This window comes from Paenibacillus polysaccharolyticus (genome assembly GCF_023714295.1).
Classification (GTDB): Bacteria; Bacillota; Bacilli; order Paenibacillales; family Paenibacillaceae; genus Paenibacillus; species Paenibacillus polysaccharolyticus_A.
This window is the reverse complement of record NZ_JAMAUN010000001.1, coordinates 1834658-1849029: the sequence shown is the minus strand read 5'-3', so window position 1 is coordinate 1849029 and position 14372 is coordinate 1834658. Positions and strand designations below refer to the sequence as shown.

13 protein-coding genes are annotated in these 14372 nt (G+C 47.1%); 6 read left to right on the top strand and 7 right to left on the bottom strand.

Features of this window, described 5'->3' with window-relative positions; all coding sequences use genetic code 11:
• Positions 1-72: 72 nt before the first annotated feature.
• Complete coding sequence (locus M3629_RS08465; protein ID WP_251504132.1) at positions 73-2226, bottom strand: alpha-glucuronidase family glycosyl hydrolase; 2154 nt, start codon at positions 2224-2226, stop codon at positions 73-75.
• Positions 2223-4403, bottom strand: a complete 2181-nt coding sequence (locus M3629_RS08460; RefSeq protein ID WP_251504129.1) for a glycoside hydrolase family 52 protein — start codon at positions 4401-4403, stop codon at positions 2223-2225. The genes M3629_RS08465 and M3629_RS08460 overlap by 4 nt, the downstream gene beginning before the upstream one ends.
• A 222-nt stretch (positions 4404-4625) precedes the next feature.
• Here M3629_RS08460 and M3629_RS08455 point away from each other — a divergent pair, with 222 nt between their 5' ends.
• Positions 4626-5537, top strand: coding sequence for a helix-turn-helix domain-containing protein (locus M3629_RS08455; protein ID WP_251504126.1), 912 nt, complete (start codon positions 4626-4628; stop codon positions 5535-5537).
• A 45-nt stretch (positions 5538-5582) separates the two neighbouring features.
• On the opposite strand, the gene M3629_RS08450 is transcribed toward M3629_RS08455, so the two are convergent.
• The gene (locus M3629_RS08450) at positions 5583-6983 is read right to left on the bottom strand and encodes an aldehyde dehydrogenase (protein ID WP_251504123.1); all 1401 of its coding nucleotides are present in this window, start codon (positions 6981-6983) and stop codon (positions 5583-5585) included.
• A 147-nt stretch (positions 6984-7130) separates the two neighbouring features.
• The gene (locus tag M3629_RS08445; RefSeq protein ID WP_251504120.1) at positions 7131-7433 is read right to left on the bottom strand and encodes an ArsR/SmtB family transcription factor; all 303 of its coding nucleotides are present in this window, start codon (positions 7431-7433) and stop codon (positions 7131-7133) included.
• Between the two features lie 269 nt (positions 7434-7702).
• Between M3629_RS08445 and M3629_RS08440 the strand changes: the two genes are divergently transcribed.
• The 5 genes from M3629_RS08440 to M3629_RS08420 all read left to right on the top strand — a co-directional run bounded on the left by M3629_RS08440 (position 7703) and on the right by M3629_RS08420 (position 11739).
• Entirely contained in the window at positions 7703-8389 is a 687-nt protein-coding gene (locus M3629_RS08440) for a GntR family transcriptional regulator (protein WP_435368202.1), read from the top strand.
• A gap of 69 nt (positions 8390-8458) precedes the next feature.
• On the top strand, positions 8459-9526 hold the full coding sequence (gene uxuA / locus M3629_RS08435; RefSeq protein WP_154891829.1) for a mannonate dehydratase: 1068 nt from the start codon (positions 8459-8461) through the stop codon (positions 9524-9526).
• Positions 9523-10398, top strand: coding sequence for an SDR family oxidoreductase (locus M3629_RS08430; RefSeq protein ID WP_090916437.1), 876 nt, complete (start codon positions 9523-9525; stop codon positions 10396-10398). Before uxuA ends, M3629_RS08430 begins: the two co-directional genes overlap by 4 nt.
• A 171-nt stretch (positions 10399-10569) precedes the next feature.
• A complete protein-coding gene (locus M3629_RS08425; RefSeq protein ID WP_251504117.1) occupies positions 10570-11298 on the top strand; it encodes a DUF421 domain-containing protein in 729 nt (242 codons plus the stop codon).
• 69 nt (positions 11299-11367) lie between these two features.
• Positions 11368-11739: a DUF4363 family protein gene (locus tag M3629_RS08420; RefSeq protein ID WP_251504114.1), complete on the top strand. Its 372-nt coding sequence runs from the start codon at positions 11368-11370 to the stop codon at positions 11737-11739.
• A 151-nt stretch (positions 11740-11890) separates the two neighbouring features.
• Here M3629_RS08420 and M3629_RS08415 read toward each other — a convergent pair whose 3' ends face one another.
• The 3 genes from M3629_RS08415 to M3629_RS08405 form a co-directional block, all read right to left on the bottom strand.
• Positions 11891-12598, bottom strand: a complete 708-nt coding sequence (locus M3629_RS08415) for a M50 family metallopeptidase (protein WP_090916441.1) — start codon at positions 12596-12598, stop codon at positions 11891-11893.
• Positions 12599-12639: 41 nt separating this feature from the next.
• Positions 12640-13134 carry a hypothetical protein gene (locus tag M3629_RS08410; protein WP_353056727.1) on the bottom strand — a complete coding sequence of 165 codons (495 nt, stop codon included), beginning with the start codon at positions 13132-13134 and terminating at the stop codon, positions 12640-12642.
• Between the two features lie 153 nt (positions 13135-13287).
• Positions 13288-14358, bottom strand: coding sequence for a metal ABC transporter substrate-binding protein (locus tag M3629_RS08405; RefSeq protein WP_251504111.1), 1071 nt, complete (start codon positions 14356-14358; stop codon positions 13288-13290).
• Positions 14359-14372 lie beyond the last annotated feature (14 nt).

Sequence of the window (14372 nt, the reverse complement as noted above, 5' to 3'; positions counted from 1 at the left end):
CATGTCAGTGCTGTCTCTCGTTTCAAAGAAAACATTGCGTACTTTCGTACATTTTTATTTCATGCATGATTATTAGTAGATTTTTCGAGCTTGCTCATCCTGAATACCGCTCTTGCGATAAAAATACGTGTTAATCATATCGCGCCATTCCTTCGCGTGATCTGCCTGTTCCTCCTGCAGCGTAGCTACCTTGTTAAAGATGACTGGATCCACTTTACCTTCCAGCTCTCTCCATGTTTCGAGTAAAGCTTCAGCCTGCGCAGCACCTTCGAAATGAGTATCGTAGATGTGCTGGATAACCGTTTTACCGGAATGTAACACATGCGTGTACGGGACGTGATGGAAAAAGAGAATTAACTCATCGGGACAAGTCTCCAGTGATTCATATCTTGCTGCATTTTCCGCATGATATTGGGAAGTATAACCTGTACCACTCTTCACCGTCCGATCAACCCCAATTCCATGACAGTCGGCAAAGTGATACGTTCCCCATTTGGAATACTCGTAACCATCCACATTAGGCCCGTAATGATGATCTGGATTTACCATCCAGCCTACACCTAGAGGTGCAGTGTAGTTTTCATAGATGTCGAGTGAAGACAGCAACATGCCCGTAATCCGCTCCACCACTTGCTCATCATGTCCAAACGTTAATCTGACCCACTCATCTGCGATGGCTTCTGCTGAGAGCTCAGGATTCCAACCCAGTCTGCCATATCCGTACAGATTCGCTTGAGCCAGCGGATGTCCCGTCCAACTTGCATCCGCACCGATGTTGGATACAGCAGCAAATCCACTGTACTGGCGCTGATAGAGCGAACCGTCTGCAATGCGTTTGATCTCCGAGCCTTTGCCTTTGGCATACGTGTCAAAATCCAGAATTTCCTTCCACTGTGGCACAAGATAAGCCAGATGACGCTGTTGCCCTGTATATTCTTGCGTAATCTGGAACTCGATCACCTGGTTCGTATTCTCCATCGCCCCGAATAAAGGGGATACTGCTTCTCTAACCTGAAAATCCATAGGTCCATTTTTAATTTGCAAAATGACATTGTCTGCAAACCGTCCGTCTAGCGGCTTAAAGTGATCATAGGCTGCGCGTGCCCGGTCTGTAGTACGATCCCGCCAGTCCTGCTTGCAGTCGTATACGAAGCAGCGCCAGATGACAAGTCCGCCATACGGAAGAAGTGCCTCGGCAAGCATATTTGCACCGTCGGCATGGTCACGATTGTATGTGAACGGGCCCGGACGATTTTCAGAATCCGCTTTGATCACATATCCACCAAAATCCGGAATGGCAGCGTACACCTTCGCCGTTTGAATGTTCCACCACTCACGCACTTGTTGATCCAGTGGATCAGCTGTCTGTAAGCCACCAACTTCGATCGGACTGGCGTAATTGGCACAAAGAAACAAGCGAATACCATACGCTCTGAATTCAGCCGCTACCTTCGCAACATTACCAAGATATCGCTCTGTCAGAAACAGACTCTCTTGCTTATGCACATTCACGTTATTAATCGATATCGCATTGATTCCGGTTGAAGCCAGCAATCGGGCGTAGTCTCGAATCCGCCCTAAATCCTGCGTGAACTCACCGCTTTCGTAAAAAATAGAACGCCCGGCATATCCCCGCTCAATACTGCCGTCCACATTATCCCACTGATTAATCATGCGCAGTTGATTCACGGGTTGCTCTGTAATAAATAAAGGCTTCTCCCCGTCAAAAGCCGAACCGGCCCCTTCTGACTTACCTTGCTTTAATGTCAGTTCACGCAACAAATGAAAAACAGCGTATAAAACGCCTTGCGGCGTCTCTGAACCAATAACCAGTTCCTGTAGAGACTCTTCTTCACGAATGATAAAACCCTCACCCTGTACAGTAGCACGTTCCGCCTCCGTAAAGGCTCTTGTCACCTGATTGTTCCCTGCCCAGGTGCCCACTCGGATTGAAGGTTTACGTTGTTCGTCTGAATCCGTGCTTTGGGTCTGAGAATGGCGAATGACAGGCTGTTCCCCGTATAACTTACTAAGCCCTTGCTTGAGCTCGGTAAGAGCGGTGTCGATGACGAGATGCTGTTCCTGTACATCAATCAGCTGGCTCCAGAGAGGAGCTATCGTTCTCGTTCTCGTAGCCCCTTTCGCTTCTGGTAGTGCAACATGATAACCTAGCCATGCTTCATATTGCGGGCCGGACAGTCCAGATTGTACGGTAGTTTGACTCATTGTACAGCCTCCTTGCTTGCATAGATCTGTGCAAGACGATTATTTTTGCCTTCAAGCAACCACAGTATAGAAGTTACGCCACGTGGATAATATTTGCTGCCGACAGCAACACCGGATAAGATCTGGTCACTCCAGCACCAGTAGGATTCCTTCGGATGAAGCAACCATTTCACATGAGTTGCATCCGCTGCTTTCCCAGTCTCATCCCACTCCACACCCAGAATCTCACGTGTGATAAATTGGGACAAATAGATTTTGCTCAACCAGGAGTTGTTGCTTGTCGAAGATAGCTTCCAGCCACCATCTTCAAACAGGCATATTCCTGGAACTAGCACCGTTTTTAGATGCGTGTGTAGTGCCTTGATATAGGGTCCGAACCGGCCGTTAACATCGAGTGCCGCTTCACAACCTGTAAAATATGGGAATACCAGACCTTCAATCGCCGGAATGATACGCGAATCGTTATTTTCCGCAATAACCGCCGGGATGTAACCTCCATCAGTCAATTGAGCAGCGACGCTTGCCGCGCAGCGATCTGCTTGTTTTCCTGCCTGATGAGACAGCTCTGCGAGCTTCTCGCCTGCAAACAATTTTTCGAGTGCAACATAGGCAGCCCAGCATTTACCCGCAAGATAGATATTGTTCCGCGATTGTCCAAGGGATACGTCCAAACTGTCGTACGTGGTAATCTCTGCCCCGCCTTGTGTACGGCTGCTATCCAGTCCCATTAAGCCATTACGTTGATCTTCTTCTGGATGGTCACGGTTAAGCATACTTTGGAAGCATTCCTGAATAACCGGCAACATCTCAGTCACAAACTCCCGATCTTGCGTCTGCTCAATATATACCGTTGCGCAGCAAAGCCAATTGACAAGCTCTTCATGGCTCATCTGTGAGAAACAATCATCGATGCCAACGAGTTCATACGCCGAATGACCCGGACGGGAAAATACATTGGCGATTCCAATATCATGTGTAAACGTAATGCCGCCCGGATGAAGTGTCTCTTCTCCAGGGAAGCGAACCTGATCCGTATAACTATAACGCTTCACAAACCACTCCAGCTCATTACGAACAGTCCATGGATTAAGAGCAAGCTCGAAGTACAGCTGATCTGCGGTCAGATCCAGCGTATTCATCATCCGATATTCGCCTTCATTCACAATCCAGAGCGGCTCGCCATCTGCATCGAGCAGTTGAGTGCTCGCATAGTAGCTGTGGATGGAATGAGCAAGCATATAGGACTGATCTTCGCTAAGCGCTTCCGTTCCAAGTCGCCGATCTACTTCGGCACAGGATGCAGTCAATGCATCAAAACGATCGAGTGCATACTCACCCGCTTGCAGAATGTCAGCAAAGTAACGTGTGTACCAATATGTGGTGTCCATACCGGTAGTTACAATTCCTCCCCGATAGAAACATACCGCGAATTGGAACGTGCGTTTCTGGCCTGCCGGAACTTCCATCAGTAATACGGAGGTAGATCCTAAGCCAAATGCCAGATTGTCACGATGTTTTTCCTCTAAAATTTTCTCCAGGGTAAATCCGCGTGCAGGCCACAGACCTTCATTTTTCGACACAATAGCTGTCAGACGCCCTTGTCCAACCCCTGTCAATGGTCCTCCCTCTGGTCCACCAATTAAACGCATCGCAGAATACGGATCACTACCTTGATAACCGAAGTACCCTTTACGGGTTTTCTCGCCTTGGCTGTTGTCAATGGTCATCTCGACCAACACTGCGGGTACGAGTGCATCCATCAGCGCTTCACGATCTGCACTCTTCGGATGTGGAACGGGACGTACAGGCGAATAAATACGGAATTCAAGATCTCCTGCATTCCATGTATCTGTCCCCGAAGTGAACTCCCGAGTAATGTCTTCATCCCGAAACGCAGAGATCAACGGCTTTGCCCCCGCACCGTCAAACTGACTTCCACTGTCCAGCTTCTCCACATCATAACGGCTGCTCTCATCTTCACTCGCTTCATAAAAAGGCAATGCCTGATAATGCTCTCCATCACAAGCTTGTAATCCAATGTATACGTTCTGGTCAGCCGGCTTCCCAAGTTCAAGCCCCAGCCCACCTTTAGCCCCTTTGTAACCTAGCGTGAAACTGGCAAATGCACCGATTGGTGCGTGATGAGCATTGTAAAAAATAGAATTGGATGTACTCATTCTTCATAACCTCTCTCGGAATAAGATATGCATGCGTTTTCATTAGCCCCATCCTATCACGCAGTGTCCGTCCAGACCATGAACAAATCAATCGGATATTTACCCAAATCAAGCTGAAATATGATAAAATATAAAGCGGTTACACTTTTAAAATTTTAATAAATTCGTTTTAAATATGTACATAACATAGCGTAACATGACCCAACATAAGGAGGAATTCAAATGTCTTCCACGTATTTACCTCCCGATCTGGGAGAAAGTGTGCATGAAGTGTTTTACCCAGATGTGCAAACCACCGTTAACTTGTTCGCCATTCATCTGCGCAGTGTCGGACCCGATTGGGACTATCCGGCGCACGAGCATCCTCAATATGAGCTCAATTATGTAACAGAGGGTGTGCAGTATATGACCATAAATGGTACTTTGTATGTACAAAACGCTGGCGAGCTCCTGCTGATCCCTCCGGGAAGCATTCATTCCAGCCAGAGCCGTAGCGGACAAGGCTTCACCTACTTCTGTATGCATTTTGATATTGATGATCAGCTGTTTCTCTCTCTTCTGGCACGAATCAAGCAAGTATTATTCGGAGCAGATAGCCCGGTTACCCAGCAGATTGAACCTGTGCTGCACAAGCTCATGTCCTCTGCCCACGATCAATCCCCCAGTGCTATGGTACAGCGCATGCAACTGCAATCCGCGGTATTTGAGCTGTTTGGTCACCTCTGGGAGACGGTGTCTCAGGAAGCAGTCCAGACGTTTGCGGGTGGGTACGAACGGATTGAACTGGCGCATCAGATTCGTACTCGGCTCCAAGGACTAATGAGCCAGCAATTCAAACAAGGCGATGAATCCGACAGCCACTATGGGATCGATGATATCGCCGCAGAACTCGGCATCAGTACTTCGCATTGCAATCGTGTGTTCAAACAAATATTCGGGCAGTCCCCCCGTACCGTTCTATCCCAAATGGTGCTGCACGAGGCCAAAGTTTTACTAGGTAATCCACAGCTCTCTGTACAAAATATCGCAGTGATGCTTGGATATAAGGATATCGCCCATTTTAGCCGTCAATTCAAACGGTGGTCGGGGAAGTCCCCTTCACAATATAGACAGGAACAGCCTGCTCTGGAGTAATGTCCAGCAGCAGGCTGTTTTATTTGATGTTTACGTTACATATCGTTATTTCAGCAAACGTTTGATCAGATTCAGTTTGTTATTGTAAGGCGGGTACAGCATATGCGGATTAAGTTTGGTACTCTTTTTCAAAACACTTTTCATATGTGAAAAGGTCTCGAAGCTGTACCGTCCATGGTAGGAGCCAATACCAGAATGACCTACTCCTCCAAACGGTAGCCGTGGATTGGCCACATGTGTAATCGTATCGTTAATGCATCCTCCGCCAAAAGAAACCTCGTTCAAGACTTTATCCTGAACAGCTGAATCGGATGTGAACAGGTACAGAGCTAACGGCTTAGGACGTTTCATAATTTCGCCGATTGCATCATCTAGATGACTATAACTGATCATCGGCAAAATCGGCCCAAAGATCTCATCCTCCATCGTAGCTGCATTCCACGATTCCGCATCAATTAGGGTCGGCTCAATAAAGCGATCCTCTTCATCGGAAGAGCCTCCATAGATGACCTGGTCCCGGTCTCGTTCAATTAATGCGGTCAAACGTTTAAAGTGTGACTTGTTCACGATGCGCCCATAGTCCTTGTTATGCTGAATATCCGTTCCAAAGAAGGTTACAATCGCAGCTTTCATCGCATCAATTAAAGGCTGTTTTACACGCTCATGTACAAGCAAATAATCCGGGGCGATACAGGTTTGCCCTGTGTTCAGCAGTTTGCCCCAAATAATACGTTCCGCCGCAACTTGAATATCCGCCTGCTCATCCACGATGACAGGACTTTTCCCTCCAAGCTCAAGCGTAACCGGAACAAGGTTTTTTGATGCGGCCTCCATCACGATTTTACCAACGGGTACACTGCCTGTAAAAAAGATATAGTCGAACGACGCATGGATAAGCGCTGTTGTTGTGTCTTTGGCTCCTTCGACCACTTGCACATATTCCGGCTCAAATACTTCAGCAATCAATTCCTTAATAACAGCTGATACAGCCGGCGTGTTCTCTGACGCTTTGAGCACCGCCGTATTACCTGCGGCAATCGCACCAACCAGTGGTTCAATAAGGAGTTGAAAAGGATAATTGAACGGCCCAATAATGAGCACCGCACCATACGGTTCAGGAAGGATAAAACTTTTGGAGCCAAGGAGAGCCACTTGTGTCCTAACCTTAACAGGCTTCACCCACTTTTTGATTTTACGCATCGTGTGTGTGATGCTGTCGAGCATAAATCCAATCTCTGTCGTGTAGGATTCAAATTCGCTTTTCCCCAAGTCTTGATACAGTGCCTCGGTCAATCCGGATTCATGTTTCTGAATGGCCTGTTTTAAACGTCTTAAACGCTCTATTCGAACTTCCGCTGGTCTCGTGGCACCGGAACGGAAAAATGTACGTTGTTTCTCCAGAATGACGTGTACATCTTCGTGTGTTAATTCTTGAAACGTAGTCATAATGCTCACTCTCCTTCGTTACAAATGATTATTGATGAAAGGTTTAAACTGACGAACCTATAGGTTACATGCCGTAGCATGTTAAGCCTTTTCTTGTTGTTGTGCAATCTAACTGTAGATTAATCGAGCGCTGAATCAGCTACTCATTTATAGGCATTCCTCTTCAAGCGCAGCTACAAGCTGTTTAAGCAGATCGACGGACGCATGCAGCGAAGCTGAATAATAACGCTGTGTTCCCTTCTGTTCCACGGAAATGAGCCCTTTCTCCAGCAGCAACTTCAAATGGTGGGATATCGCTGGACGGGACAGGCTGGAGTGTTCCGTAATCTCATTCACTGTCATATGGCCTTTTTCGCTCAGCGTGAGCAAAATCGATTGGCGATGGTTGTCACTCAGAACTTGAAACAGCGGGATACATGTTTGGAAAATGGTTATGGCCTTCTGACCCATATTTACACCTCGATTATCATTCTCATTCTATCTATTAACTATCATTCTACGAACTTTATAGTTTTTATTTTCATTCGTTTAAACATTTAAACCTATTAATTGAATTGTACTTCCTTATATCTCAAATTTCAAGAAAAACAGCTTAGAACAACAATCTTTTATAAATAAAACGCTTCCACTCTACCATACTTGTATGGTAGTATGGCAATGAAGGAGTTGAAGTTGTGGAACATACCCCCAGATTATCATCCAAAGCCGGTTTATCGCCCTTGTCAGGCCACCTTTCGGCGTTGAACAAGCAATCCTACTCGACGCGAGATTTGGTCTATGACACGCTGAAACAACAGATTTTGAGTCTGCAGTTGCCTCCGGGTACGGCCATTTCGGAGAAAGAAATCGCCCTGGACTTTCAGGTTAGCCGGACGCCTGTGCGAGAAAGTTTTGTCCGACTCGCTCAGGAAGGTCTGCTGGAAGTGTATCCCCAGCGTGGAACGTATGTCTCTCTGATTCAACTGGATCTCGTCGAAGAAGCCCGATTTATGCGCGAGCAGCTGGAGCGAGCTGTCATCCGTCTAGCTTGTGCACAATTTCCAGAAGAGCAGATGTTGGCCCTTGAACAAAATCTTTCAGAGCAGCAGCAATGCCTGAGCGAACCGGATGATGAACGCATGTTTCAACTGGATGAGGAGTTCCATAGCACTCTTTTTGCTGGCTGTAACAAAAGCAACACCTGGACGGTGATTCAGCAGATGAATGTGCATTTGAATCGAAGCCGGATGCTCCGTCTGTCTTCCGATCATCATTGGGATCACTTAATCGAGCAGCACCGATCCATGGTTCAGGCGATTCAGCAGCATGATGCAGAGAAAGCAGAACGTCTGATGCAGGAACATCTGTATCTGACAGTCACGGATCTGGCTGTTCTGCGGAGTACATATCCTTCCTATTTCCAATAAGTAAAGAATTTCTGCTTGCACATCGTAATACATGTTTTTTCTTCCACTAATGAGGATGAGGTGAATGAGATGAAGATGGTTTTTCGCTGGTTTGGCGAAGGCAATGATACGGTATCGCTGGATCAGATCCGGCAAATTCCGGGCGTCGAAGGCATTGTATGGGCACTACATGATGTTCCAGCAGGCGAAGAATGGCCGATGGACAAAATACTTGCTGTCAAGACAGCTGCGGACCAAGCCGGACTACATCTGGATGTCGTAGAAAGTGTTAATATTCATGAAGATATCAAGCTTGGACTGCCTTCACGGGATAAATATATTAGCAACTACATTAAAACGATGGAGAAACTTGCCCAAGTGGGTGTCAAAGTGATCTGTTATAATTTTATGCCGATCTTCGATTGGTTGCGTACGGATCTGCACAAAGAAATGGAGGACGGATCAACAGCCCTCTTCTATGAAGCTAGCAAAATTGAAAACATTGAACCACTGGAACTGGTTCGCAAAATCAATGAAAACTCCACCCTCACGATGCCGGGCTGGGAACCGGAACGACTGCAGTATCTCACAGGTTTGTTTGAAGCCTATAAAGATGTGACCGAAGACGATATGTGGGAGAACGCACGTTACTTCCTGCAAGAGATCATTCCTACCGCCGAGCGGCTTGGCATTCGAATGGCGATTCATCCCGATGACCCGCCATGGCCGATCTTTGGTCTGCCTAAAATTATAATCAATCAGGACAATGTTCGCAGATACCTGAATCTATATGATAGTCCGGCAAATAGTGTAACGCTGTGTAGCGGATCTCTCGGTGCCAATCCAGACAATGATATCATCGGTATGATTCATGAGTTCAGTGATCGGATTCCGTTTGCTCACATCCGGAATGTGAAGGTCTATGAAAATGGTGACTTTATCGAAACCTCTCACCGCAGTCAGGACGGAAGCGTAGATATCGCGGGTGTTGTAGAAGCCTATCACGATATTGGTTTTGAAGGATACGCCAGACCGGACCACGGTCGACATCTGTGGGGAGAAGAATGTAGACCAGGCTATGGACTATATGATCGTGCACTCGGAATTATGTATCTCTGGGGTGTCTGGGATTCACTACAAAGGAGGGCAAACGCATGAGCGAACACCATTCGAACCTGAATCTGGAGCGTACTTCTCGCCTTCAAGGTAAAACAGCCGTGATTACCGGAGGGGCAGGCGTATTATGCCGCTCCATGGCTGAAGAACTCGCAAGACACGGCGCCAAGGTGGCCATCCTGAACCGGACGGTATCCAAAGGTCAAGACGTTGCATCCGCAATTGAAAAAGCAGGTGGCCGTGCCATTGCCGTTGCATGTGATGTCACCCAAGCCGAAAGTGTACAGGCGGCGGCAGATATTGTTCGTGAGCAACTCGGCCCATGTGACATATTGATTAATGGTGCTGGCGGTAATAACGCCAGTGCCAATACAACAAATGAAATTTTCAAACCGGAGGATTTGGGTAATCCTGATGTGACCACCTTTTTTGATGTAAGTGTGGAGGGGTTTCGGCAGGTCATGGATCTGAACTTTGTAGGTTCCCTCATCCCTACTCAAATTTTTGCCAAACATATGATTGAGCGCGATGTACCCGCTACGGTTATCAATATATCGTCGATGAGCGCCCCATCTCCCATGACCAAAGTGCCTGCGTATAGTGCTGCCAAGGCGGCTATTAACAATTTTACACAATGGCTCGCTGTTCATCTGGCAGAGTCGGGGATTCGAGTCAATGCGATTGCACCGGGCTTCTTCCTGACCGAGCAGAACCGCAACTTGCTCTTGCAGCCAGACGGCTCACCTACGGAGCGTTCCAGCAAAATTATTGCGCATACCCCAATGCGCCGTTTTGGTAAACCGGAGGATCTGCTCGGTACGTTAATGTGGCTGGCAGATGAGCATCAGTCCGGCTTTGTAACGGGTATTGTTGTGCCTGTAGACGGCGGATTCATGGCTTATTCCGGGGTGTAGCCCTCATTTTTGGATACATCGATTGTCTGAAACAGATTCACACTCCTACCGAACCTCGTGATATGCTCACGGGCTTCGGTTTTTTTGACGTTGATTTGATCCTCGAGTGATAAGGAATAAATTGCATCGTTGTGGGCAAGGATTGAGGGTGTAAAGGGTGGTGATGCATATATGATGGAGGAAACTACGGTCGTTGCTGTGCGAGCGATTATCGCTTTTCTCACCTTAATTGTCTATACGAGGGTTCTGGGAAAACAACAAATGGGCAACCTGACCTATTTTGATTATATTAACGGCATTACGATTGGCTCCATTGCCGGTACGTTTGCCACGGATTTGTCGTCCAAAGCGTGGATTCATTTTGTAGCGTTAACCATCTTCACCTTGATCACCATCATTTTTCAATACATTACGCTGAAAAGCCGAGCCTTCTCCCAAATTATGGACTCCGATCCCACCCTGGTCATTCAGAATGGAAAAATTCTGGAACAAAATCTGAATCAAATGCGCGTGAAGTTCGACGAACTCACCATGATGCTACGGCAAAAGGATGTATTTGACCTGACCACGGTCGATTATGGCATTTTAGAGCCGGATGGCACCTTATCCATTGCTTTGAAACCGGAGAATCAGCCCGTAACCGCAAAGGATATGCACATGCACCCACCATCCCAGAAACTCATGACCGAGCTTATTATCGACGGTGTATTAATGAAAGAAAAACTGGCGGAACGGAATAAGGACAGTAGCTGGTTAACCGAACAATTGAAAAAACAAAACCTGACGATTCAGGACATTGCATTTGCTGCCATTTTACCGAATGACAAGTTATATATCGATTTGTATAAGGATCGGTTATCAGACATGACCAGCACGGATGAGGAAAAAAAACGTAACTGATCTGAATGAATCTAGTATATCTGAACTCATAAAAACAATCTGACCAAACTTGTCCCGGGAGGTTCGGAAATGAAAAAGCATAAATGGCTGCTCTATACGATCCCCATTATCATGCTTTTGCTGTTCATCGTGATCATGATTAGCGGCCCTTGGCTCAAAAAACCTTTTGGCACGCAAGATCGCTTACTGGAATCCATCCAGAAGCTGGAGAAGCAGGTTCTGGACAAGCAGTGGACTCAAGCCAAAGATCAGGTCGAGTATGCCATGCAAGCTTGGCATCGGATCGTCAACCGCATTCAATTCAGCGTGGAGCGTGAGAGCATTTATGATATTCTGGGTGCACTCGCACGAATCCAGGGCGGTATTGCGGCGCAGGATGATCAAGCGATTATGGAGGAAATTTATTATTTTTATGCCTTATGGGATAACCTCGGGGACTAACACTACGCACGATCCAAAGGGAGCTGCTACTAACTCGCAAATTATGCTGAGGGATACAAAACAAAAAAACAATATAAAAACACCTCCTTTTCAGAAAAAGGAAGTGTTCTTTGTTTCATCCTTCAGACCGTCGCCCTATCTACATTACGTTCTATGCTCTGTTTAATCCACGGGATTTCGACTTCGAGGGACTTGCCGTTCCTTCTTTTCGGAAGAAAAGTGCAAGAGCTCCCTTTGCACACCATAGCGCAAACAATGCAAACAGCGTACCCCAGAACAGAGCTGGCATAAACGTCTGTTGCGCCAGATTGGCTGCATCTCCGGCCTGAGATGGACGGGTCCAGGATGCCCAACCGATATACATCGCACTAACGACGGACTCTTCGAGCGTAATAAAGGCCAGTAGCAGATAGTAGTACTTCGCGATTTTCACTCCAAAAATCATAATAACTACATTCAACGCGATAAATCCGGTCAACCACAACATTCCGAATTCGCCTCTGACATATAACACCAGCGACACAAGTGCCACAGCCGTCATAACTCCCAAGCCCCACATGTGCCGCCCTTTGCGGTACAAGTAAAACAGAAGCCATGCAAAAAGCGATGCACCAATGTATCCTGCCAGCGAAACAAATATCGCTCTCCCCGATGTCAGCATAGATGAATACGTGACACCGCTATGATCCGCGTATAATTCTATGCGTAACACTTTACCGGACAAAACCAGTGTCATCAGCGCATGAGCGAATTCATGAATCATCGTATCGAGATTACGGAACAAGGATGAGAACGGGATGAATCGGGTCAGAAATACAGAGGCCATTAGAAAAAGGATCGTTTTGAGCCACTTGTTCACTCTGTTCAAACCTCCTTGCCTTCAACTAGCGAGCCTATCCATTATAGTACGTCAGGCTTCCCTGCTTCGTTTCGTCTTTTGAAGTCAAGCGCGCATTGCTCCATCCACCAGCAAAAGCTGCGATTGTGCCCAATGAAAAAAGAAGATAGATCATATCGACCACGCCCTTTCTCAAAAGTCACCAAAAGTCGATTTCGCATCCGCAAAATGGCATCGTCCACGAACTGTTCGGCGGCTTTGCTGTGGATAAGCGTCACATACGCATATAGTGAATGATCGACAGGTTCATCCAGCGGACTAACCCCGGCACATGAAAACTCGGTCTGCACCCCTGCTTCCTGGAGCAGGCTTAATGTTCGAACCAGCTCGGCGTCGACCTCTACCCCGTTCCACATCACCGTCCGTTTGGGTAACACGGTTCGTTTGTCCCGTTCGGTCCAGTGCAGCAGTTCCTGTTTTCGTCTTCTCCACAGATGGACAGGCTGTTCACTGAGCAGCACTTCCTGTTCCTCAAATTCTTCATGTACGTTCATCATGTTCCTCCTGGTCTGCATATCCAATCGTCTCAAACGAAAGAGAGCACATCACTGTGCTCTCTGCTTCGCAAAAGGCAAAGGAATAGGTCACGTTCATTCCTCAGCATGTTGTTATATTGTACCTTTTTCGGTGTAAAGCATCAAATGAAGTTCCTATTCGTTCAATGCCAGCTTCAGCGCTTCCAGATTCTCTCTCATCACACTGATGTAGTCTTTGCCTGCCTTGACCTCATCCTCGGTTAGACCTTCAATAGGATTTAACACGGCTGTTTTGGCTCCAATCTCCTGAGCAATGGTTTCCGATACTTTAGGTGAAACGAGTGTTTCGAAAAAGATCGTTTTTACTTTGTGTTCCTTGGCAAAATCAATGACAGATGCCATCTGTGCTGCGGATGGTCCCTGTTCAGGAGACAACCCGGCAATGGGAACCTGCTGCAATCCATATTCAGCTGCCAGATATGCAAAAGCCGCGTGCTGTGTAATAAAGTCCTTCCGTTTGCTGCCCTTCACAGCCGCTCTGAAGTCCCGATCCAGTGCTTCCAGCTTGGCGATATATTCATCGGCGTTTTGCTTGAACTGATCTGTATGTTGAGGTGCGGCTTTGGCAAGTCCAGCTTCAATGTTTCGTACTTCCTTTATAGCGAGCGCTGGTGACAGCCACACGTGAGGATCAAGCCCGCCATGGTCGTGGTCATGCTCTTCACCTGTTGCGGCGTCATGCTCGTGACCTTCCTTCGCAGAGGCGTCATCTGCGTGATCATGTTCTTCAGTGGTTGTTGCTTTGTCCGCATGTTCGTGATCATGTTCTTCTTCTCCTCCTTCACGAATGCTAATCCCTTGACTGGCTTCCACCTGTACAAGTTTGCTATTGCTTAGGCTGTCTTTGACCTGATCCATCCAGGACTCCATGCCTGCCCCGTTGTAGACGAGAACATCTGCTTTTTCAATGCTCGCGATGTCCTGAGGCGTTGGTTCCCAATCATGCGGCTCCATGGCTGGCGGAATAAGCGTATGTACATCAGCCAGATCGCCCGCTACATTTTTCGTAAAATCATACATCGGATAAAAGCTGACCTCTACATTTAATTTTTGCTCCGAGGCCGCTGTAGTACTAGCTGCAACAGCTTGATCCGGATTGGAGGTTGTTGTTTTTTGGCCGCAACCTGTTGCAACAAGTGCCAAACTGAAGATAATTCCCAGCGCTGAAGTTTTGCCCAATTTCATAGTCTGAATTCCCC

Excerpts from the sequence above, each read along its gene's own strand:
- M3629_RS08465 (WP_251504132.1), bottom strand. The coding sequence starts at position 2,226 with ATGAGTCAAACTACCGTACAATCTGGACTGTCCGGCCCGCAATATGAA.
- M3629_RS08460 (WP_251504129.1), bottom strand. The coding sequence starts at position 4,403 with ATGAGTACATCCAATTCTATTTTTTACAATGCTCATCACGCACCAATC.
- M3629_RS08455 (WP_251504126.1), top strand. The coding sequence starts at position 4,626 with ATGTCTTCCACGTATTTACCTCCCGATCTGGGAGAAAGTGTGCATGAA.
- M3629_RS08450 (WP_251504123.1), bottom strand. The coding sequence starts at position 6,983 with ATGACTACGTTTCAAGAATTAACACACGAAGATGTACACGTCATTCTG.
- M3629_RS08445 (WP_251504120.1), bottom strand. The coding sequence starts at position 7,433 with ATGGGTCAGAAGGCCATAACCATTTTCCAAACATGTATCCCGCTGTTT.
- uxuA (WP_154891829.1), top strand. The coding sequence starts at position 8,459 with ATGAAGATGGTTTTTCGCTGGTTTGGCGAAGGCAATGATACGGTATCG.
- M3629_RS08430 (WP_090916437.1), top strand. The coding sequence starts at position 9,523 with ATGAGCGAACACCATTCGAACCTGAATCTGGAGCGTACTTCTCGCCTT.
- M3629_RS08425 (WP_251504117.1), top strand. The coding sequence starts at position 10,570 with ATGATGGAGGAAACTACGGTCGTTGCTGTGCGAGCGATTATCGCTTTT.
- M3629_RS08420 (WP_251504114.1), top strand. The coding sequence starts at position 11,368 with ATGAAAAAGCATAAATGGCTGCTCTATACGATCCCCATTATCATGCTT.
- M3629_RS08410 (WP_353056727.1), bottom strand. The coding sequence starts at position 13,134 with ATGATGAACGTACATGAAGAATTTGAGGAACAGGAAGTGCTGCTCAGT.
- M3629_RS08405 (WP_251504111.1), bottom strand. The coding sequence starts at position 14,358 with ATGAAATTGGGCAAAACTTCAGCGCTGGGAATTATCTTCAGTTTGGCA.